Genomic DNA, 18524 nt, shown 5'->3' with positions numbered 1-18524 from the left:
GCGTCGTCAGTCGGGAGGTGGCGGTAGTGCCGCGAGCTTGGAGGCCACCTGCTTGCATGCAGAGATCAAGTCCCGGACGATGCGTTCGTCGATGTTGAGGTTGCCTTCGTACTCGCCAAGGTTGCGAATGTGATGGCACTTCGTCAGTACCCGCCAGGTATCGGGCCCGAGGCCGAGCGTATGGGGGAGGACTTGAAAGACGATGTAGCGATTGCCGGAGCGATAGCCGTTCCATCGCAGTGCAGCCAGGCACATGGCGTGCGCGGCGTTGTAGGCCAGATCGAAGCGGCTCTCCAATGACAGCTGCGCAACCTGTGCATCCTTGAGTCGTGCCAGGCCGGAGCGTTGCAGCCCGGCAAATTCCTTCGCATCTGGCGGTTCCGGATGGAGCGGCTTGCCCGGTCCGCTGAGGTTTTCAAGCGGGGAGGGCATGTTCGTCCCCGATCACCCAGATCTTGGGTTGGGCCAGTACGCGCTCGACGAATGACTCGCGGTCCTTGAGTTTTTTCGCGAGCTCCTTTCTTGTCAGGATCGTTGGATTAACGGTGCGTCCGAGCCTTGCCGAAACCGCATCGAGTGCGATGAAGAGGTCGCCGTACGACAACTCGTCGCTGATCAGCATCAAGTCGATGTCGCTGGCGGCGGTGTCGCTCTTCTTGGCGACGGAGCCATAGACAAAGGCGGCATCGATTTGTTGCCGCAGCGGGGCGAGTGCGCTTTGCAATGGCCCGGCCAAGCCGAAAGTCTTCTGGACGATTCCGCACAATTCCGCGTAGATCGGCGCCGCAGCATTGGCCTGATAGTGCTTCTGGTTGCCGACCTTGGAGGTGATGAGCAGGCCGCTGTCGGTAAGTTGCTTGAGTTCGCGTTGCACCGCACCTGATCCGGCGCCGGTGAGCTTGACCAACTCAGTGGCAAAGAAGCTCCGCTCGGGTTGGCCGAAGAGGTAGCCGAGGACGCGTTGTTGCGTTGTCGTGAACAGGGCGTCGGCCATGCCAGCCCCCTTGGGCTGCGCCGGCTTGATTTGCGTGGATCTACCCATATTGGGTATCTTAATACCCAATTTGGGCATTTTGAAGGTGTGCGCGATGGTTGTGCGTATATTCTTGCATCAGATGATGCTATATTTGATGCATTCATCGGGAGCCGCCATGCGCACGACAGTAACCCTCGACGACGACTTGCTGGCGCAAGCCCGCACCTACACGGGCATTCAGGAAAACTCGGCCTTGATCCAGCAGGCACTCAAGAGCCTGGTGCAACGCGAGGCGGCGCGGCGATTGGCGCTGCTCGGTGGTTCCGCCCCAGGTCTGGCGCCTGTGCCGCGTCGGCAATCAAGGCCTTCCAGTGATCCTCGTTGATACCTCGGTCTGGATCGATCATCTCGCGCGCGGAGATGCTCAACTTCAGGCGTTGCTCGAAGATGATCAGGTGCTCACGCATCCATACGTGATCGGAGAAATCGCTCTTGGCAGCTTGCCGCAACGAGACGAGACCGTTGGCGCACTCCAGGCCCTGCCAGCGATAGCCGTCGCCAGTACGGAAGAGGCGTTGGCGTTTCTCCGCAACGAGAAGCTGTTCGGCACGGGCATCGGCTATGTCGATCTGCATCTTCTGGCGGCGACACGGCTTGAACCCAGTGCGCGATTGTGGACGCGCGACAAGCGACTCCTGCAGGCGGCCATCAAGCTCGATCTGGCGGCCTTCGCCCCGCACTGACCAGCGCCCCCTCCGCTGGGCGCCCTGTACGCCACCCGGCGTATTTCTCGAAACGCCCCCCGTCCGCAGACTCCTCTCCATCGTCAGCAAGCGCTGGCGAAAAACTCAACCACCACCGGAGAAGGATGCTCATGCAACGTCGTTTCACACTCAAGGCGCTCACTGCCAGCGTCGCGCTTGCCGCCCTTGGCGCTGCGCCCGCATTCGCTGCCGACACCATCAAGGTCGGCGTGCTGCACTCGCTGTCGGGCACGATGGCGATCTCGGAAACCGTGTTGAAGGACACCGTGTTGATGGCGATCGACGACATCAACAAGAAGGGCGGCGTGCTGGGCAAGCAGCTCGAGCCCGTGGTCGTCGACCCGGCTTCGAACTGGCCCCTCTTCGCCGAGAAGACCAAGCAACTGTTGGGTCAGGACAAGGTCGCCGTGATCTTCGGCTGCTGGACTTCGGTGTCGCGCAAGTCGGTGCTGCCGGTCGTCGAGGAAATGAACGGCCTGCTGTTCTATCCGGTGCAGTACGAGGGTGAAGAACTCTCGAAGAACGTGTTCTACACGGGTGCGGCCCCCAACCAGCAAGCCATTCCGGCGGTCGACTACCTGATGAGCAAGGAGGGCGGCGGCGCCAAGCGCTGGGTGCTGCTGGGCACGGACTACGTGTACCCGCGCACCACCAACAAGATCCTGCGCGCCTACCTGAAGAGCAAGGGCGTGGCCGACAAGGACATCGACGAGAAGTACACCCCGTTCGGCCACAGCGACTACCAGACCATCGTGGCTGACATCAAGAAGTTCTCGGCCGGCGGCAAGACGGCCGTGGTGTCGACCATCAACGGCGACTCCAACGTGCCCTTCTACAAGGAACTGGGCAACGCCGGCCTGAAGGCCAAGGACGTGCCGGTCGTCGCCTTCTCGGTGGGCGAGGAAGAACTGCGCGGCGTGGACACCAAGCCGCTGGTGGGTCACCTGGCCGCATGGAACTACTTCATGTCGATCAAGAACCCGACCAACACCGCCTTCATCAAGCAGTGGAGCGACTATGCCAAGGCGAAGAACATCGCCGGCCACAAGGACAAGCCGCTGACCAACGACCCGATGGAAGCGACATACATCGGCATCCACATGTGGAAGCAGGCCGTCGAGAAGGCCAAGTCGACCGACACCGACAAGGTGATCGCCGCCATGGCCGGCCAGACCTTCACGGCGCCCTCGGGCATCGTGTCGAAGATGGACGAGAAGAACCATCACCTGCACAAGAGCGTGTTCATCGGCGAGATCAAGGCCGACGGGCAGTTCAATGTGGTCTGGAAGACGCCGGGCCCGGTCAAGGCCAAGCCGTGGAGCCCATACATCGAAGGCAACGACAAGAAGCCTGACTACCCCGCCGGCAAGTCGATGTAAGTGTCTCTTTCCCTCTCTCTTCGGGGAGGGGGCAGGGTGAGGTCGGACGGTGGTCGGATCGATCGCCGTTCTTGTTTGGCCCGTTGCTTGCTAGTGACTGGCAGGAGCCCTCGTCGCTGCCCTCCTCCGGGTGAGAGGGTGCAATCCAGGGGGATTTATTGCATGTCTTATCCAATGCTCAGACGCTCGATCCATGGCCTGCTGGTGACCGGTGCGCTCCTGCTCTGCGCCGGCGCCCATGCGCTGACGGCCCAGGAAGCGAAGGCCATCGCCTCGGGCGAGACCGAGGAGCGTGTCGCCGCGCTCAACAAGGCCGTTGCCACGGCCGATGAGAAGACCGCGGCCTTCATCCAGGCCATGTCCGACGATGCGGTGAAGTTCACCGCGGACAAGGTCTTCGTGATGAAGGACGACAAGGGCTACGACCCGGTCACTGGCGCCGAGCTCAAGGTGCCCGACGACGCGGAAGACGTGGTCAACAACAACATGATGCGCGGCGCCTTCGACGCCGCGCAGTCCGTGCTGAAGCTGCTCGGCAGCAAGGACGAGGCGGTGCGCCTCGAAGCAGCCAATGCGCTGCTGAAGAACCCTGACGAGTCGCGCATCCCGATGGTCGAGAAGGCCCTGGCGGCGGAGACCAACGAGGGCATCAAGGCCAAGCTGGAACTGGTGCGGGCGGCGTCGCTTCTCAACAGTGCAGACAAGGCCAAGCGCATCGCCGCCGCGGGCGCGCTCGCAGAAAGCAAGAGCCCCGACACCAAGCTGCTGCTCAATGAACGTCTGACTGACGAGTCCGATGCCGAGGTCAAGGCCGCGCTGAAGAAGGCCATCGCCGGCATCGACGATGCCCTAGTGTGGGGCGACCGCATCAACGCCATCTTCAGCGGCATCAGCCTGGGATCGGTGTTGCTGCTCGCAGCACTGGGCCTCGCGATCACCTATGGGCTGATGGGCGTCATCAACATGGCGCATGGCGAGCTGATGATGATCGGCGCCTATGCGACCTACGTGATGCAGGGCATCTTCCAGAAGTTCTTTCCCGAGTCGATGTTCGGTTGGTACCTCGTCGCGGCGATCCCGGTGTCGTTCATGGCATCGGCGCTGGTCGGTGCGGTGCTGGAGCGCGGCGTGATCCGCTTCCTTTATGGCCGACCGCTGGAGACGCTGCTGGCCACCTGGGGCATCAGCCTGATGCTGCAGCAATTGGTGCGCTCGGTGTTCGGTGCGCAGAACGTCGGCGTGGAGAACCCCGGCTGGATGAGCGGCGGCTTCACCATGCTGAGCAACGTCACGCTGCCCTGGAACCGCATCTGCATCATCATCTTCGCGGGGCTGGTGCTGCTGGCAATGGCCTGGCTCATCGGCAAGACGCGGCTCGGATTGTTCGTGCGCGGCGTGACGCAGAACCGGCCGATCGCCTCGTGCATGGGCGTGAACACGGCGCGCATCGACACGTATGCGTTCGCGCTGGGTTCGGGGATCGCCGGATTGGCGGGCTGTGCGCTGAGCCAGATCGGCAACGTGGGTCCGGACTTGGGTCAGAGCTACATCGTCGACTCGTTCATGGTGGTGGTGATGGGCGGCGTCGGCCAGCTCGCCGGCACCGTGTATGCGGCGCTGGGCCTGGGCATCCTCAACAAGTTCATCGAAGGCTGGGCCGGCGCGGTGCTGGCCAAGATCGCGGTGCTCATCTTCATCATCATCTTCATCCAGAAGAGACCCCAAGGGATATTCGCCATGAAGGGCCGGAGCGCAGAAGCATGAGCAACGTCGCACTACCCTCCAAAGGCCCGCTGCTGAGCCGCAAGGGCTGGACCGCTTTCATCGTGGCGCTGATCGTGATCTGCGCCATCGCGCCGATGCTGAACCTCTGGGTGCCGCGCGACAGCATGTTCTACATGAGCGACTACGCTGTGGCGTTGCTCGGCAAGATCATGTGCTACGCGATCTGCGCGCTGGCGATGGACCTGATCTGGGGCTACACCGGCATCCTGTCGCTGGGCCACGGCATGTTCTTCGCGCTCGGTGGCTACATGATGGGCATGTACCTGATGCGCCAGATCGGCCTGGACGGCAACTACAAGAGCGAGCTGCCGGACTTCATGGTGTTCCTCGACTGGAAGACGCTGCCCTGGCACTGGACCTTCAGCGGCAGTTTCATCATGACGCTGATCCTCATCGTCGCGGTGCCCGGATTGATCGCCTTCGTGTTCGGCTTCTTCGCCTTCCGTTCGCGCATCAAGGGCGTGTACTTCTCGATCATCACGCAGGCCATGACCTTCGCGGCGATGCTGCTGTTCTTCCGCAACGAGACGGGCTTTGGCGGCAACAACGGCTTCACGGACTTCAAGCGCATCCTGGACATCCCGATCGCGACGCAGAGCATGCGCATGACGCTGTTCGTGATGACGGGTTGCACCTTGCTGGGCTTCTTCCTGTTCGGCAAGTGGCTGATCGGCAGCAAGTTCGGCCGCGTGCTGCAGGCGATTCGCGATGCGGAGACGCGCGTGATGTTCTCGGGCTACAACCCGCTGCCCTACAAGCTGACGATCTGGGTGATCTCGGCCGTGATGTGCGGCGTGGCGGGTGCGTTGTATGTGCCGCAGGTGGGCATCATCAACCCCGGCGAAATGAGCGCGGCCAATTCGATCGAGATCGCGATCTGGGCTGCGGTGGGTGGACGTGCCACGCTGATCGGGCCGATCATCGGCGCCTTTGTGGTGAACGGGGCCAAGAGCTGGCTGACGGTGGTGGCGCCGGAGTACTGGTTGTACTTCCTGGGCGCCTTGTTCATTGCGGTGACGCTGTTCCTGCCGGATGGCATCGTCGGCCTGGTGAAGAAGTGGATCGCGCGCATGAGGGCGCCGAAGGATGCGGCCCCCGAACTGAGTGAAGGGCGGCTGGAAGCACAACGTTCGCTGGCTGCATCGGAAGGCGTGGAGCCTGCCGCGCTGCCGAAGAAGCCGCCTCCAGGCGCGGCCGTAAGCGAACCCGAAGGAGCACGCGCATGACCCCGGACTTGATGGAAGAGGGCGCACGGCGCATTGCCCGCCACTCGGGCATCGATATCGAAGGCATGACGGAATCGGGTGGCCGCGAGGCGGGCTTCGGACGGCATGTGGTCGATGGCGAAGTCGACATCACGCACGGCCGCATCCTGTATCTGGAAGACGTGAGCGTGAGCTTCGACGGCTTCAAGGCGATCAACAAGCTGTCGCTCGACATCGCGCCGGGTGAGCTGCGTTGCATCATCGGCCCCAATGGCGCCGGCAAGACGACGATGATGGACATCATCACGGGCAAGACGCGGCCGGATTCGGGCACGGTGTTCTTCGGCAGCACGATCGACCTGCTGCGGCATCGCGAGGCGGAGATCGCGCAACTGGGCATCGGGCGCAAGTTCCAGAAGCCGACGGTGTTCGAGCAGTTGACGGTGTTCGAGAACCTCGAACTGGCGTTGAAGACGAACAAGGGCGTGAAGCATTCGATGCTGTTCAAGCTGGATTCGGCGCAGAGCGACCGGTTGGCGGAAGTGCTGGAGACGATCCACCTGAGGGACAGCGTGTCGCGCATGGCGGGCAACCTGAGCCATGGCCAGAAGCAGTGGCTGGAGATCGGCATGCTGTTGATGCAGGACCCGAAGTTGCTGTTGCTGGACGAGCCTGTGGCGGGCATGACCGATGAAGAGACGGCGCGCACTGCCGAGCTGTTCCTCACGCTGAAGGGCAAGCATTCGCTGATGGTGGTGGAGCACGACATGAGCTTCATCAAGACGATTTCGGAGATCGTGACGGTGCTCTGCGATGGGTCTGTTCTTGCTCAAGGCACGCTGGACGAAGTGCAGTCGGATGAGCGGGTGATCGAGGTTTACCTTGGACGCTGACTTGTCGTTTGTGTTGTGCAGCGGTGCAAGGGTCCGGGGTGCGTCGGCGGGCGGCATGCGGTACGGGCCGGCCGACCCTACTGCGCAGGTCGCTTCGCGACTCCCCTGCAGTGCTCGCGCTCGGCGGGGTCCACATGAACTCGCTTCGCTCAAACAGCATGTGGCCCTGATCCGCCAAACGCTGCGCGCTTCGGCTGCGCAGAAGGGATCGACCAACCCGCACCGCATACCACCCGCCGACGTGGACAGGCTGGTGTCGTGCTCCCCGTCCGCTGCGGTACGCGCCCTGGTCTTCCTCCAGCCATCCGCCGCAGTGGACAGGCTGTCAGTCTTCCGCCACCCATGCGCCGCAACAGACGGGCTGTCTGTCTTTCTCCAACCACCCGCCGCAGTAGACGGGCCTTTGGTCTTGCTCCCTCTCCCTCTGGGAGAGGGCCGGGGTGAGGGCAGCCGCCCCCCAAAGAGGGCGTGTCGTTTGATCCGCCCCAAGCTCGGTATGCGGTACGGGTCGGGCGATCCCCTCTGTGCCGCTGAGGAGCGCAGCGTTTTGCGGATCAGGGCTGGCGATTGTCTGAGCGAAGCGAGTTCGAGCCAGACCCCGCGAAACGCGAGCACCGGAAGGGAGCCGCGAAGCGGCCGGCACAGTGGGGTCGCACGGCCCGTACCGCATGCCGGGCGCTCGTCGTAAGGGAATCGCATTCGCGACGACACAACAAGAGAGAACCAATGACATGCTCACAGTCAAGAACGTCCATCAGTACTACGGCGGCTCCCACATCCTGCGTGACGTGAGCTTCACCGCCACGCTCGGCAAGGTCACCGTGCTGCTCGGCCGCAACGGCGTCGGCAAGACCACGCTGCTGAAATCGCTCATGGGCCTGGTGCCCATCAAGAGCGGCAGCATCGAATTCGACGGCCATCCGATCCAGAAGAAGACGCCCTACGAGCGCGCGCGCGCCGGCATGGGCTTCGTGCCGCAGGGGCGCGAGATCTTCGCGCGGCTCACCGTCGAAGAGAACCTGCGCATGGGCCTCGCCTACAAGAGCGGTGGCACGCCCATCCCGTCGGAACTGTTCGACCTGTTCCCGGTGCTCAAGCAGATGATCAATCGCCGCGGCGGCGACCTCTCCGGCGGCCAGCAGCAACAGTTGGCGATCGCTCGCGCCCTCGCGCCCAAGCCCAAGCTGCTGATCCTCGACGAGCCTACCGAAGGCATCCAGCCCAGCATCATCAAGGACATCGGCCGCGTCATCCGCATGCTCGCCGACCGTGGCGACATGGCCATCGTGCTCTGCGAGCAGTACTACGACTTCGCGCAGGAACTGGCCGACGACTACATGGTGATGGAACGCGGCGAAGTCATTGCGCGCGGCCTCGGCAAGGACATGGAAGCGCAGGGCGTGCGGCAACTGGTGGCGATCTGATACGGCTTTGCATTCGAACGCATGACTGCGTTGGAGCGCCTTGTCCTGCGCGCGAATGCCAGGCCGTACGACGCAGCGCACGTGCCGCGCCGCTCCGCGCGATGCCAGAACGGTCGGCCACGTACTGCGAATATGGCTGGCGCCCGGCGGCGCAAGCCATCACACTGCGCCGGACCATTCGGTCGTCATTACTGGAGTCCCCCCATGAAGATCCGCTTCGTGCCATTCCTGGCACTGCTGGTTGCTGCACTCTGCACCGTCAGTGCAAGCGCCGAGCCTGCATTCCCCAACAGCTTCAAGAACCGGACCGTCGCCATGGCCGACGGCGCGACGATCTTCGTGCGCTCCGGTGGCAGCGGCCCGGCCGTCGTGCTCATCCATGGCTTCGGCGACACCGGCGACATGTGGGCGCCGCTGGCACGAGAACTCGCGAAGACGCACCTGGTCATCGTGCCTGACCTGCGCGGCATGGGCAAATCGTCGAAGGCGGCGAGCGGCTACGACAAGAAGTCGCAGGCCGTCGACATCCGCACCGTCGTGACCGCGTTCAAGCAGGACCACACCGACGTCGTCGGCCATGACATCGGCACGATGGTGGCGTATGCGTACGCGGCGAGCTACCCCGACAAGGTCGACAAGCTGGTCGTGATGGATGCGCCCGTGCCCGGCATCGCGCCGTGGGACCAGATCATCCTGTGGCCGGCGCTGTGGCACTTCAACTTCGGCGGTCCCAACGCCGAAAAGCTGGTGGCGGGCCGTGAGCGCATCTACCTCGACCGCTTCTGGAACGAGTTCGCCGGCAACCCCGCGAAGATCGACGAGGCGACGCGGCGGCACTACACGAAGCTGTATGCGCAACCCGGCGCGATGCGCGCCGCCTTCGCGCAGTTCAACACCATCTCCACCAAGGACGTCGCAGACAACATCGCGTTCTCGAAGGACAAGCTGCCGATGCCTGTGCTTGCCATCGGCGGCGAGAAGTCCTTCGGCGCCAACATGGCGACCGTCATGCGCAACGCGGCCACCAACGTGCAGCAGGAGGTCGTGGCGGGCGCGGGACACTGGCTGATGGAAGAGAGCACGGCGACGACTGTCGGGTTGGTCGGCAACTTCCTGGCGGGTGCGCGATAGCTGCAACGCCAGGTGCTCCCTTGGCCGAGGGGCTGTTGCGACCCATTGATCGCTGCGCTTGAGCGTCGCTCAGGTGCGAGGCGCCGACAGCGCCAGATAGCTTGCGTCGCTGTCGAGGCTGCAATCCAGCAGGCTCGGCGCCACGTCGCGCTCCAGCGTTTCGAACATCGTGTCGACGAAATCCATGAGGTGATCCGACGCGGCGATGGCATCGTCGACCTTGCCGTCCGCCACGGCATCGATGACGGCGATGTGGCCTTGCACCGTGCCCTGCAGGTCGGCGTGGCCGGGCGTCTGCATGTGATAGATCCAGCCGATGCGCCGGAAGATCGTGTGCAGCGGACGCAGCGTGCCCTCGACGAAGGGCTCCTGCGCGGCTGCCAGGAACAGTTGGTCGATGTGCCGGTCGATCACATTGAACTGCTCCACCGTCATGTCGACGCCGTGCTCGATCAACTGGCGCTTGATGTGCTGCATGCGGTTGCGCTGTGACGCACCGGAACGCTCGGTGGCCAACCGGATCACGAAGCGTTCCATGTCGCGGCGCAGGCGCAGCAGCACCCGGTCGCGGGTGAGGTCGATCGGCGCGATGCGCAGGCCGTGGCGCGGCGTGATCTGCACCAGTGTGTCGGCCGCCAACCGGCTCACAGCCTGGTGCACGGGCGTGCGGCCGTAGCCGACCATGGCCTGCAACTCATGCATGGCGAGGAAGCGTCCGGGCGCGAGCTGGCAAGTCACCAGCAACTCCTCGATGCGTTCGTAGGCCTGCCGGGAAAGATTGGCGTCGCTGCGCCGCGGTGCGGCCGGCGCGCCTGCGTCGACAGTGACGCGCTTGGGTCGCGAGGGCGGGGAACGGCTGGGCATGGGGTTCCTTTGGGATCCGATCTGTCGCTGAAATACCAATGAATATCGAGCGCATTTTCCTCTTTTCATTCGCAGATGCGTTGTAGAAGAGGCAAAGAAATCCCTAGGGTATCCACTTATTAATATCGTGAAATATCACGATATTCTTTGCCCGTCGCTCCGAATGGCCCTCGCAGGCCGCGGAGGTCCTGCTGAACTTCAATCGATCCACATGGCAACCCTCATCACCGACGTCAAGGTCATCCTCACAGCGCCCGAGGGCATCAACCTCGTGGTCGTCAAGGTGGAGACCAACCAGCCGGGCCTGCATGGCCTGGGCTGTGCCACCTTCGCCTATCGCCACCTCGTCGTGCAATGCCTCGTCGAGGAATACCTCAAGCCGCTGCTGGTCGGCCGCGACGTGGGCGCCATCGAGGAGCTGTGGCAACTGATGCACCAGAACGCCTACTGGCGCCACGGGCCGATCGAGAACAGCGCCATCTCCGGCGTCGACATGGCGCTGTGGGACATCAAGGGCAAGATGGCCGGCATGCCGCTGTACCAGCTCTTCGGCGGCAAGGTGCGCGAAGGCGTGCCGGTGTACCGACATGCGGACGGGCGCGACCTCGCCGAGCTCTGCGACAACATCCAGAAGTACCAGGCGCAGGGCATCACGCACATTCGCTGCCAGAACGGCGGCTACGGCGGCGGTGGTTTCGGCGCGGCCCCGTCAACGGCGCCGAAGGGCGCACCGGACGGCATCTACCTCGACAGCCGTGCCTACATGCGCGACACGGTGAAGCTCTTCGAAGGCATCCGCGCCAAGGTCGGCTTCGGGATCCAGTTGTGCCATGACGTGCATGAGCGCCTCAGCCCCATCGATGCGATCCGATTTGCCTGCGAGATGGAGAAGTTCGACCTGTTTTTCCTCGAGGATGCGATCTCGCTGGAGGAAGGCAAGTGGCTGCGCCAGCTGCGCGAGAAGACCAACATTCCGCTGGCGCAGGGCGAACTCTTCACCAATCCGTACGAGTGGAAGACGCTGATCGCCGAGCAGCTGATCGACTTCATCCGCGTGCACCTGAGCCAGATCGGCGGCATCACGCCGGGCCGCAAGTTGCAGCTCTTCGCCGAACAGTACGGCGTGCGCACCGCGTGGCACGGGCCGGGCGACATGTCGCCACTGGGCCATGCGGCCAACATCCACATCGACCTGGCCGCGCGCAACTTTGGCGTACAGGAATGGTCGGGCATCGAGCCGCCGAACTTCGTGATCCAGGAACTGAAGGGGCCGCACGGCGCGCTCCTCGACGTATTCCCGGGACTGCCGGAGTTCCGCGAAGGCTACGTGTATGCCAACGACAAGCCGGGCCTCGGCATCGAGATCGACGAGGCGCAGGCCCGCAAGTACCCCTGCGAGAAGACCGTGACCACCTGGACGCAGACACGCCTGGTCGACGGCACCCTGCAAACCCCCTGAACGAACGAAAACATGTCCACTTCACTCTTCAGCCTCGCGGGCAAGACCGCGCTCATCACCGGCTCCTCGCGTGGGCTCGGCTTTTCCATCGCAGAGGGCATGGCTGCGGCTGGCGCGCGGTTGTTGCTCAACGGCGTGGACGACACGCGCCTGCAGGCCTCGGCCACCACGCTGCGCGAGCGGGGTTACCACGTGGACGCATTTGCCTTCGACGTGTGCGACGAGGCGGCCGTCGTCAAGGCCTTCGAGACCTTCGATGCGCAGGGCATCGAGGTCGACATCCTGGTCAACAACGCGGGCGTGCAGTTCCGCAAGCCCATGGTCGAACTCGCTACCGAGGACTGGCGGCGCGTGATCGAGACCAACCTGACGAGCGCCTTCGTGGTCGGTCGTGAAGCGGCCAAACGCATGATCCCGCGCCAACGCGGCAAGGTCATCAACATCGGCTCGCTCACCAGCGAACTGGCGCGCGCCACCGTTGCGCCGTACACCGTGGCCAAGGGCGGCATCCGCATGCTGACACGCGCGATGACGGCCGAATGGGCCGCGCACAACATCCAGGCCAACGCCATCGGCCCCGGCTACATGCTGACCGACATGAACCAGGCGTTGATCGACAACCCGAGCTTCGACGCATGGGTCAAGGGCCGCACGCCGGCGGGTCGCTGGGGCAAGCCCGACGAGCTCATCGGCACGGCCATCTTCCTCGCATCCGAAGCGTCCAACTACGTGAGCGGCCAGATCATCTATGTCGACGGCGGCATGGTGTCGGTGCTCTGACATTCACCCCAGGAGACATGACATGAAGACCTTTCTGACCCTCTGCACGGTCGCGGCATCGATGACCGCGACGCTGCTGGCGCCTGTTGCATCGCATGCCGCCGACTACCCGACGCGCCCCATCGAAATTGTTGTGCCGTCTTCCGCCGGTGGCGGCACCGACATGATGGCGCGCCTGTTCGCCGAGACCGCGAAGAAGAGCGTTCCGCAGCCCTTCATCGTGACCAACAAGCCGGGCGCGGGCGGCGGCATCGGCATGACCGAGGCGCAGCGCGCCACGCCGGACGGCTACAAGATCGGCGTGCTGATCTCGGAGCTCGCGATCATCCCGTACCTCAACATGACCAAGGTGACGACGGCCGACTTCATCCCGATCGCGCGGCTCAACGGCGACCCCGGCCTGATCGCAGTGCGTGCCGATTCGCCCTACCAGAGCATCGACGACCTGCTGGCCGCAGCGCGCAAGCAGGAAGGCGTCGTATCGATGGGCAATGCCGGCAGCGGCACGATCTGGCACCTCGCTGCCGCCGCGGTCGAGCAGAAGACGGGCGTCAAGTTCAACCATGTGCCGTTCCAGGGCGCGGCGCCGAGCGTGCTGGCGCTGGTGGGCGGCCATGTGGACGCCATCACCGTGAGCCCGGCCGAGATCGGACCCCACGTTGCCGTGGGCAAGGTGCGCGTGCTGGCCGCCATGGCCGACAAACGCCTGCCGCCGCCCTACGACAAGGTCGTGACGTTCAAGGAGAAGGGCATCGACCTTGTGCTCGGCACCTGGCGCGGCCTGGGCGTGCCGCTCAACACGCCGCCGGAGATCGTGAAGTACCTGCGCGACGCCACCCGCAAGACGGCGCAGGACCCGGCGTTCAGCGATGCGCTGGTGAAGGCCAACCTGCAGCCGGCCTACATGGAGGGCGAGCAGTTCCAGGCCTTCATGAACAGCCAGGCCGCGTACTTCAAGACGCTGCTGGCAGGCGTCGATCTCAAGAAGTAGCCCGCAGGCGCGAGCCGGTCCGGAGTCGACTACGGCCGGGCCTCGAATACCAGGTTGAACGGCGTCTCGGCCGCGCGCCGGAAGCGGGTGAATCCTCCCTCCTGCACGACGACCTCGCGAAGTCGCTGCTCCCCGGCCTGCGCGCCCAATCCGCGCCCCACTTCCTGCGAAAGAGAACACGGCGTGCAGACCATCGTCGAGGCGGAGTAGAAGATGCGCCCGACCGGGTTCAGGTTGTCCTCCAGCCGATCGTTGGCGAAGGGCTCGACGATCATCCACATGCCGTCCGGCTTCAGCGTCTCGCGCACATGACGCGCCGCACCGACGGGGTCGCCCATGTCGTGGAGGCAGTCGAAAAAGGCCACCAGGTCGAAGTCCTTGCCCGGATAGGTCTTCGCGCCCGCCACTTCGAAGCGCACCCGGTCGCCCACGCCCGCCGCCGCGGCGCGTTCGCGCGCGGCGTTGATCGAAGGCTCGTGGTAGTCGTAGCCGACGAAGGTCGACTTCGGGTACGCCTGCGCCAGCACGATCGTCGAGGCGCCGAAGCCGCAGCCGACATCGGCCACGCTTGCGCCGGCCTGGAGGCGTTCGCGCATGCCGTCGAGCGACGGGATCCAGCTCGGTTCCAGGTTGGCGCTGTAGCCCGCCCGGAAGAAGCGCTCGGTGCCGCTGAACAGGCTCGGATGGTGTTCGTGCCAGCCCAGGCCCGTGCCGTCGCGGAAGCTCTTCTGGACCTTGTCGAGGTCATGGAACAACGATGCCAGGACTTCAAACCCGCCCACCATGAAAGCCGGGCTGCTGTCGTCGGCCAGCACCATGGCCGCCTCGGGCGAGAGCGCAAAGGTCTGCGCCTTCGGGTCGTAGTCGACGAAGCCGCTGGCCGCCTGCGCGCTGAGCCACTCCTGCGCGTAGCGCAATCGCAAGCCCGATTTTTCGCTGAACTGGTCGATCGTGATCGGCCCGGCGCCCGCCATCGCCTTGTACAACCCGAGCCGGTCGCCGAGGATGACCAGTGGCGCGCTCGCCAGCGCACCGAATTCCCCGACCATCCGGCCCATCAGGGCGTTGAGCTTGTCTTCATCGATCTGCATGGCATCACTCCTCTTGTTGGCGTGGCGCTGCATCGCGGTCCGCGAGGACAGTCATGCGCGCGCCGCAGCCCTGGTTGGATCAAACGACAGCGAGGCCAACCCATTCCGCCCTGCATCGTCAGCCGGCCAATGGTCAGCCTGGAAACAGCCCGGTTGCGTCGGCCTGCATTATTCGAGTCGTGATGCCGGGCGGTTACGTCGGATTACATGAATCAACGGGTGCAACGTGCGGTCACGTGGACTCCGGCAGATTGGCGTGCGCGCCGGACTGAAGAGGTCGATGGGAGGTGTGAGGACGGATTCCCTGCACGGACTGGCAGGACTGGACCAAGGCATCCGCACTGTTTGACAGGGGTCACGCAGGCCTGCAACCGGGCAGGACTGAAGCGCCGGATGTTGCGCACCCGGCGCGTTCGGCGACCGGCGCCGGCGGAACGCGATCGTCACGCCGGCGCCGGGATCTTCGACAAGGGAAGGTGTGGTGCCTCAGGGACCTTGCTCGCCCGTGGCGCGGATTTCCACGCGACGGTCCGGCTGCAGGCAGGCGATGAGGTCGGCGCGCTTGCGGGCCTTGCCCTGCGCCTTGCAATCGGCTTCCGTGACCTTGAGTTCCGTCTTGCCGCGGCCCTCGGTCTGGATCACTGTCGCCGGCACGCCGCCGCGGCTCACCATGTAGTCGCGCACGGCATTCGCACGCGCAACCGACAGGCGCTGGTTGTAGTCGACGCTGCCCAGCGGGTCGGTGTAGCCGACGATCTGGATCGAGCGCGGACGGAACCCGACGGACCGGAGTTCCTGCAGCATGGCGTCGATGCGGCTTCGGCCGGTCGCGGTCAGGACCGCCTTGTCGAACTCGAAGGTGCCGTCAGCCGCAAGTTCGAAGTTGCGCACCGGCGGAGGCGGCGGCGGTGGTGGAGGAGGGGCCACCACCACCGGTGCACGCGGGGGCGGTGCCGCCTGCGCTACCTGCGGGACGGGGCCGAGCGGGATCTGCAGGCCCACTGTGACCAGCCAGTCGTCCAGGTGCCCCTGGTTGTTGACGAAGCGGCTGCGGTTGTCGTCGTAGCGGTAGCGCACGTCGGCCGTCAGGCGGCCCCAGGACGCGAAGGGCCAGACGACGCCCACACCCGCATTGGCCATGAAGCTCGTCTTGTTGTCGCTGCCGAATTGCGTGTGCACCTTGTCGTTGATGGCGCCGATGCCAGCGACGAGGTAGGGCTGCACACTGCTCATCGACCAGGCGCGCATGCCCTGCCGGCCCAGGAAGAACCACTGGGCATCGAGCGACGCGCTCCAGTTCTTGTACTTGTAGTTGACGAGGTTGCCCAGGTTGCCAAAGGGCCCCGGATTTCCATCGTACTGTTCGTACCCGCCACGCAGTTCGATGTTCCAGTAGGGACTGATCGGCTTGCCGACGGCGAGGCCTCCGCCCCAGCCATCGTCGGCGAGGCGGCCATTGTCCGTAAAGGTATAGCTGCCGAAGGGCGTGATGTACCAGCGGTTGTCGAAGTACTGGTCCGGTCCGTATGGTGTCTGCGCAATGCAGGCGGCATACGGGGCGGCAAGCACAAGGCAAGCCGCAAGGGTGCGTCGGTCGAGCATAAGAGCCTCACGAAGAAGGGTTGATGAAACCGCAGCGGAGACCCATTGAAGCCCAAAAAACATCAGTGGCCGCTCGCGTTGGTCGGCGACTCGCAACCAAGTGTGTTGCCCTGTGAATGGGAGTGAGCACTTGCGGTTTCAAATCTTGCAGCGTTCGTACCGTGTGAGTCGTGGGGCGGCAACGTTGAATTACGTGGGCTCGGGAAGGAAGTTTCTTGCGCCTGCGCGCGTCTTGGGAGCGAACCGTGGTTGCCGCACCGCGGCCCGCGGCCACGGACGCGCGAGCGCGGCGACGCTTGCGCTGCGCTCCGGATCCGCGAAATACTCGTCGGTATCGCGCGATGCCAGTGGCTCTGCGCAGGCCGGCCTGTGCATCACTTCACTCACCATGCGGGCGACATCCGGTGGATCTCTCACAACGCGTCCTGGGCTTCATTCCGCGCAGCCGCCGCGACCTGCGCCTGGCCAGCGGCCTGGTGCTTTTCACCTATGTGGCGACGCATCTTTGCTGCCACGCGCTGGGACTGGTGTCGCTGGACACCGCGGAGGAAGCGCTGCGCAACACCGTGCGCTTCTGGCACAGCTTGCCAGGCACGGTCCTTCTTTACGCTGCCGCGGCCATCCATGTCTCGCTGGCGCTGTTTGCCGTCTACGAGCGGCGGACTTTCCGCATGCCGCCGGTCCAGGGGATTCGCATCATCCTGGGGCTGGTGATGCCGATCGGATTGATCGCGCACTTCGTGGTCACCCGCTATGCGCATGACAGGTTCGGCCTGTCCGCGGAATACGCGCGCGTCGCGGGAGGACTCTGGGCCGGCGGCGCCTCGGGCCTGGCGCTCGGGCTTCTTGCGCCCGGTTGGATTCACGGATGCCTGGGGCTTCGCTTCGCCTTCGGCCACCGCGTCACGTCGCAGCGCGTCAAGCTCGCGCTGTTCGGCGCGGCGCTGCTGCTTCCGGTGCTGGCCGCGCTGGGATTCATCAACATGGGACGGGAACTGTACGCACCGTCGTCGGGGCATGTCGTCCCGCCACCCTACGGGGACGCCGCGCAGGAAGCCCAACTGGACCGGTCGGGCGGTGACGCGCGCTGGACGTACCTTTCATTGCTGCTGCTGATCCTGGTCGGCCGCATGGCGCGCAGCCTGAACGAGCGCCGGCGCAAGTCGGTGGTCTGGATCTCCTATCCGAGCCGGACCGTCAGCGTGCCGCGCGGCTGGTCGGTGCTGGAGGCGAGCCGGAGTTTCGGCATTCCGCACCAGGCCCTGTGCGGCGGGCGCGCCCGGTGCACGACCTGCCGGGTGCGCGTCGTGGAAGGCGCGTCGCATTGCCCCGATGCGAAGGTGGACGAGGCACGGGCCCTGCACCGGCTGGCCGGGGCGAAGGGGACGATCCGGCTCGCGTGCCAGTTGCGGCCCACGGGCAACGTGGAAGTCGTGCCGATCCTGTCCGGCGCGCGCGCGGGACGGCCGCCCGTGAGCCAGCCGTCATCCGATGCGGCGGAACTGGAGGCGATCCTGCTGCTGCTGGATGTGCGGCTCGACACCGCCTCGGTCGCGCCGAGCGCAGCCGCGCACGACGCGATCTACGCACTCAGCCACTTTCAATCCATCGCGGAAGCGGCAGCGGGCTCGCGCGCCGAAGTCTTCAGGCACGCGGCGTCGAGCTGGATCCTCCTGTTCCGCTGCGGCAGCGACCCGGCGGCGGTCTCGGCCAACGCCTTGTCGGTCGCTCGGCAGATCGACGCCGACGCGGCAAGTCTGTGCCAGGAACTCGCCAGGGACCTGGGACTGCATGCCAGCGCATCGTTGGCCATGCACGCCGGCAGGGTCGTGGTCGGGACGCTGGGCGCCGCGACGATGGCGATCGTCGGCGGGCCGGTCGAGGATCTCGAACGCATCCGCGGCAGACGGTCGGTGGCGAGCGGCAGCTTGCTCGTCTCCGGGAGCGCTGCAAGTGCCGCAAGCATTTCGCGGGAAGGCCTTGCCTGGCATCCGGGTCCACTTGGAGAGGGCGAGCCAACGCGCGGTGAAGCGTGGGCCGAAGTCCGCCTGACGGATCAGTGAAGCTCGACTGCTGTACCTCGAAACTTGACCTCCGCAGGTCCCCTGTGACGGCCAAGCGGCATCGCATTGAACGGCCGGCGCGGCATGTCGCGAACTGGCGTTCGGCCATGGGTGACA

General features: G+C 64.8%; 17 protein-coding genes. 12 read left to right on the top strand and 5 right to left on the bottom strand.

The features are described 5' to 3' along the window. Positions 1–6: 6 nt before the first annotated feature. Both WKW82_RS18335 and WKW82_RS18330 read right to left on the bottom strand, forming a co-directional pair. Positions 7–432 carry a hypothetical protein gene (locus WKW82_RS18335; protein WP_340343751.1) on the bottom strand — a complete coding sequence of 142 codons (426 nt, stop codon included), beginning with the start codon at positions 430–432 and terminating at the stop codon, positions 7–9. Then, positions 416–994, bottom strand: coding sequence for a transcriptional regulator (locus WKW82_RS18330; protein ID WP_340343750.1), 579 nt, complete (start codon positions 992–994; stop codon positions 416–418). Before WKW82_RS18330 ends, WKW82_RS18335 begins: the two co-directional genes overlap by 17 nt. Positions 995–1151: 157 nt before the next feature. Here WKW82_RS18330 and WKW82_RS18325 point away from each other — a divergent pair, with 157 nt between their 5' ends. The 8 genes from WKW82_RS18325 (at position 1152) to WKW82_RS18290 (ending at position 9557) form a co-directional block, all read left to right on the top strand. Beyond that, complete coding sequence (locus tag WKW82_RS18325; RefSeq protein WP_340343749.1) at positions 1152–1361, top strand: type II toxin-antitoxin system VapB family antitoxin; 210 nt, start codon at positions 1152–1154, stop codon at positions 1359–1361. Continuing rightward, on the top strand, positions 1348–1719 hold the full coding sequence (locus tag WKW82_RS18320; RefSeq protein ID WP_340343748.1) for a type II toxin-antitoxin system VapC family toxin: 372 nt from the start codon (positions 1348–1350) through the stop codon (positions 1717–1719). Before WKW82_RS18325 ends, WKW82_RS18320 begins: the two co-directional genes overlap by 14 nt. Positions 1720–1850: 131 nt before the next feature. After that, positions 1851–3119 carry an urea ABC transporter substrate-binding protein gene (gene urtA, locus WKW82_RS18315; RefSeq protein WP_340343747.1) on the top strand — a complete coding sequence of 423 codons (1269 nt, stop codon included), beginning with the start codon at positions 1851–1853 and terminating at the stop codon, positions 3117–3119. 174 nt (positions 3120–3293) lie between these two features. Next, on the top strand, positions 3294–4883 hold the full coding sequence (gene urtB / locus WKW82_RS18310) for an urea ABC transporter permease subunit UrtB (protein WP_340343746.1): 1590 nt from the start codon (positions 3294–3296) through the stop codon (positions 4881–4883). Then, on the top strand, positions 4880–6130 hold the full coding sequence (urtC, locus tag WKW82_RS18305; RefSeq protein WP_340343745.1) for an urea ABC transporter permease subunit UrtC: 1251 nt from the start codon (positions 4880–4882) through the stop codon (positions 6128–6130). Before urtB ends, urtC begins: the two co-directional genes overlap by 4 nt. After that, the gene (gene urtD / locus WKW82_RS18300; protein WP_340343744.1) at positions 6127–7002 is read left to right on the top strand and encodes an urea ABC transporter ATP-binding protein UrtD; all 876 of its coding nucleotides are present in this window, start codon (positions 6127–6129) and stop codon (positions 7000–7002) included. The genes urtC and urtD overlap by 4 nt, the downstream gene beginning before the upstream one ends. A 731-nt stretch (positions 7003–7733) precedes the next feature. After that, the gene (urtE, locus tag WKW82_RS18295) at positions 7734–8426 is read left to right on the top strand and encodes an urea ABC transporter ATP-binding subunit UrtE (protein WP_218508209.1); all 693 of its coding nucleotides are present in this window, start codon (positions 7734–7736) and stop codon (positions 8424–8426) included. A gap of 204 nt (positions 8427–8630) precedes the next feature. Further along, entirely contained in the window at positions 8631–9557 is a 927-nt protein-coding gene (locus WKW82_RS18290; RefSeq protein ID WP_340343743.1) for an alpha/beta fold hydrolase, read from the top strand. Between the two features lie 69 nt (positions 9558–9626). On the opposite strand, the gene WKW82_RS18285 is transcribed toward WKW82_RS18290, so the two are convergent. Beyond that, positions 9627–10421 (bottom strand): GntR family transcriptional regulator, encoded by a 795-nt coding sequence (locus WKW82_RS18285; RefSeq protein ID WP_340343742.1) that lies wholly within the window; start codon positions 10419–10421, stop codon positions 9627–9629. Between the two features lie 211 nt (positions 10422–10632). Here WKW82_RS18285 and WKW82_RS18280 point away from each other — a divergent pair, with 211 nt between their 5' ends. From WKW82_RS18280 to WKW82_RS18270, 3 genes are read left to right on the top strand one after another with little or no spacing between them, the layout of a single operon-like run. Continuing rightward, positions 10633–11880, top strand: a complete 1248-nt coding sequence (locus tag WKW82_RS18280; protein WP_340343741.1) for an enolase C-terminal domain-like protein — start codon at positions 10633–10635, stop codon at positions 11878–11880. Between the two features lie 12 nt (positions 11881–11892). Continuing rightward, positions 11893–12660, top strand: coding sequence for an SDR family oxidoreductase (locus tag WKW82_RS18275; RefSeq protein WP_340343740.1), 768 nt, complete (start codon positions 11893–11895; stop codon positions 12658–12660). Between the two features lie 22 nt (positions 12661–12682). Next, a complete protein-coding gene (locus WKW82_RS18270) occupies positions 12683–13651 on the top strand; it encodes a tripartite tricarboxylate transporter substrate binding protein (protein ID WP_340343739.1) in 969 nt (322 codons plus the stop codon). Positions 13652–13680: 29 nt separating this feature from the next. On the opposite strand, the gene WKW82_RS18265 is transcribed toward WKW82_RS18270, so the two are convergent. Next, on the bottom strand, positions 13681–14742 hold the full coding sequence (locus tag WKW82_RS18265; protein ID WP_340343738.1) for a class I SAM-dependent methyltransferase: 1062 nt from the start codon (positions 14740–14742) through the stop codon (positions 13681–13683). A gap of 486 nt (positions 14743–15228) precedes the next feature. After that, on the bottom strand, positions 15229–16344 hold the full coding sequence (locus WKW82_RS18260) for an OmpA family protein (RefSeq protein ID WP_340343737.1): 1116 nt from the start codon (positions 16342–16344) through the stop codon (positions 15229–15231). Between the two features lie 404 nt (positions 16345–16748). Between WKW82_RS18260 and WKW82_RS18255 the strand changes: the two genes are divergently transcribed. Further along, a complete protein-coding gene (locus WKW82_RS18255) occupies positions 16749–18407 on the top strand; it encodes a 2Fe-2S iron-sulfur cluster-binding protein (RefSeq protein ID WP_340343736.1) in 1659 nt (552 codons plus the stop codon). Positions 18408–18524 lie beyond the last annotated feature (117 nt).

Origin of the sequence: Variovorax rhizosphaerae (assembly GCF_037889975.1) — a bacterium.
GTDB classification, from domain to species: Bacteria; Pseudomonadota; Gammaproteobacteria; order Burkholderiales; family Burkholderiaceae_C; genus Variovorax; species Variovorax rhizosphaerae.
Note: the sequence above shows the minus strand (reverse complement) of the source record. Positions and strands in the feature narration are given on the sequence as shown.

Excerpts from the sequence above, each read along its gene's own strand:
- WKW82_RS18330 (WP_340343750.1), bottom strand. The coding sequence starts at position 994 with ATGGCCGACGCCCTGTTCACGACAACGCAACAACGCGTCCTCGGCTAC.
- WKW82_RS18270 (WP_340343739.1), top strand. The coding sequence starts at position 12,683 with ATGAAGACCTTTCTGACCCTCTGCACGGTCGCGGCATCGATGACCGCG.
- WKW82_RS18285 (WP_340343742.1), bottom strand. The coding sequence starts at position 10,421 with ATGCCCAGCCGTTCCCCGCCCTCGCGACCCAAGCGCGTCACTGTCGAC.
- WKW82_RS18275 (WP_340343740.1), top strand. The coding sequence starts at position 11,893 with ATGTCCACTTCACTCTTCAGCCTCGCGGGCAAGACCGCGCTCATCACC.
- WKW82_RS18265 (WP_340343738.1), bottom strand. The coding sequence starts at position 14,742 with ATGCAGATCGATGAAGACAAGCTCAACGCCCTGATGGGCCGGATGGTC.
- urtD (WP_340343744.1), top strand. The coding sequence starts at position 6,127 with ATGACCCCGGACTTGATGGAAGAGGGCGCACGGCGCATTGCCCGCCAC.
- urtE (WP_218508209.1), top strand. The coding sequence starts at position 7,734 with ATGCTCACAGTCAAGAACGTCCATCAGTACTACGGCGGCTCCCACATC.
- urtC (WP_340343745.1), top strand. The coding sequence starts at position 4,880 with ATGAGCAACGTCGCACTACCCTCCAAAGGCCCGCTGCTGAGCCGCAAG.
- WKW82_RS18335 (WP_340343751.1), bottom strand. The coding sequence starts at position 432 with ATGCCCTCCCCGCTTGAAAACCTCAGCGGACCGGGCAAGCCGCTCCAT.
- WKW82_RS18325 (WP_340343749.1), top strand. The coding sequence starts at position 1,152 with ATGCGCACGACAGTAACCCTCGACGACGACTTGCTGGCGCAAGCCCGC.
- WKW82_RS18280 (WP_340343741.1), top strand. The coding sequence starts at position 10,633 with ATGGCAACCCTCATCACCGACGTCAAGGTCATCCTCACAGCGCCCGAG.
- WKW82_RS18290 (WP_340343743.1), top strand. The coding sequence starts at position 8,631 with ATGAAGATCCGCTTCGTGCCATTCCTGGCACTGCTGGTTGCTGCACTC.
- urtA (WP_340343747.1), top strand. The coding sequence starts at position 1,851 with ATGCAACGTCGTTTCACACTCAAGGCGCTCACTGCCAGCGTCGCGCTT.
- WKW82_RS18260 (WP_340343737.1), bottom strand. The coding sequence starts at position 16,344 with ATGCTCGACCGACGCACCCTTGCGGCTTGCCTTGTGCTTGCCGCCCCG.
- urtB (WP_340343746.1), top strand. The coding sequence starts at position 3,294 with ATGCTCAGACGCTCGATCCATGGCCTGCTGGTGACCGGTGCGCTCCTG.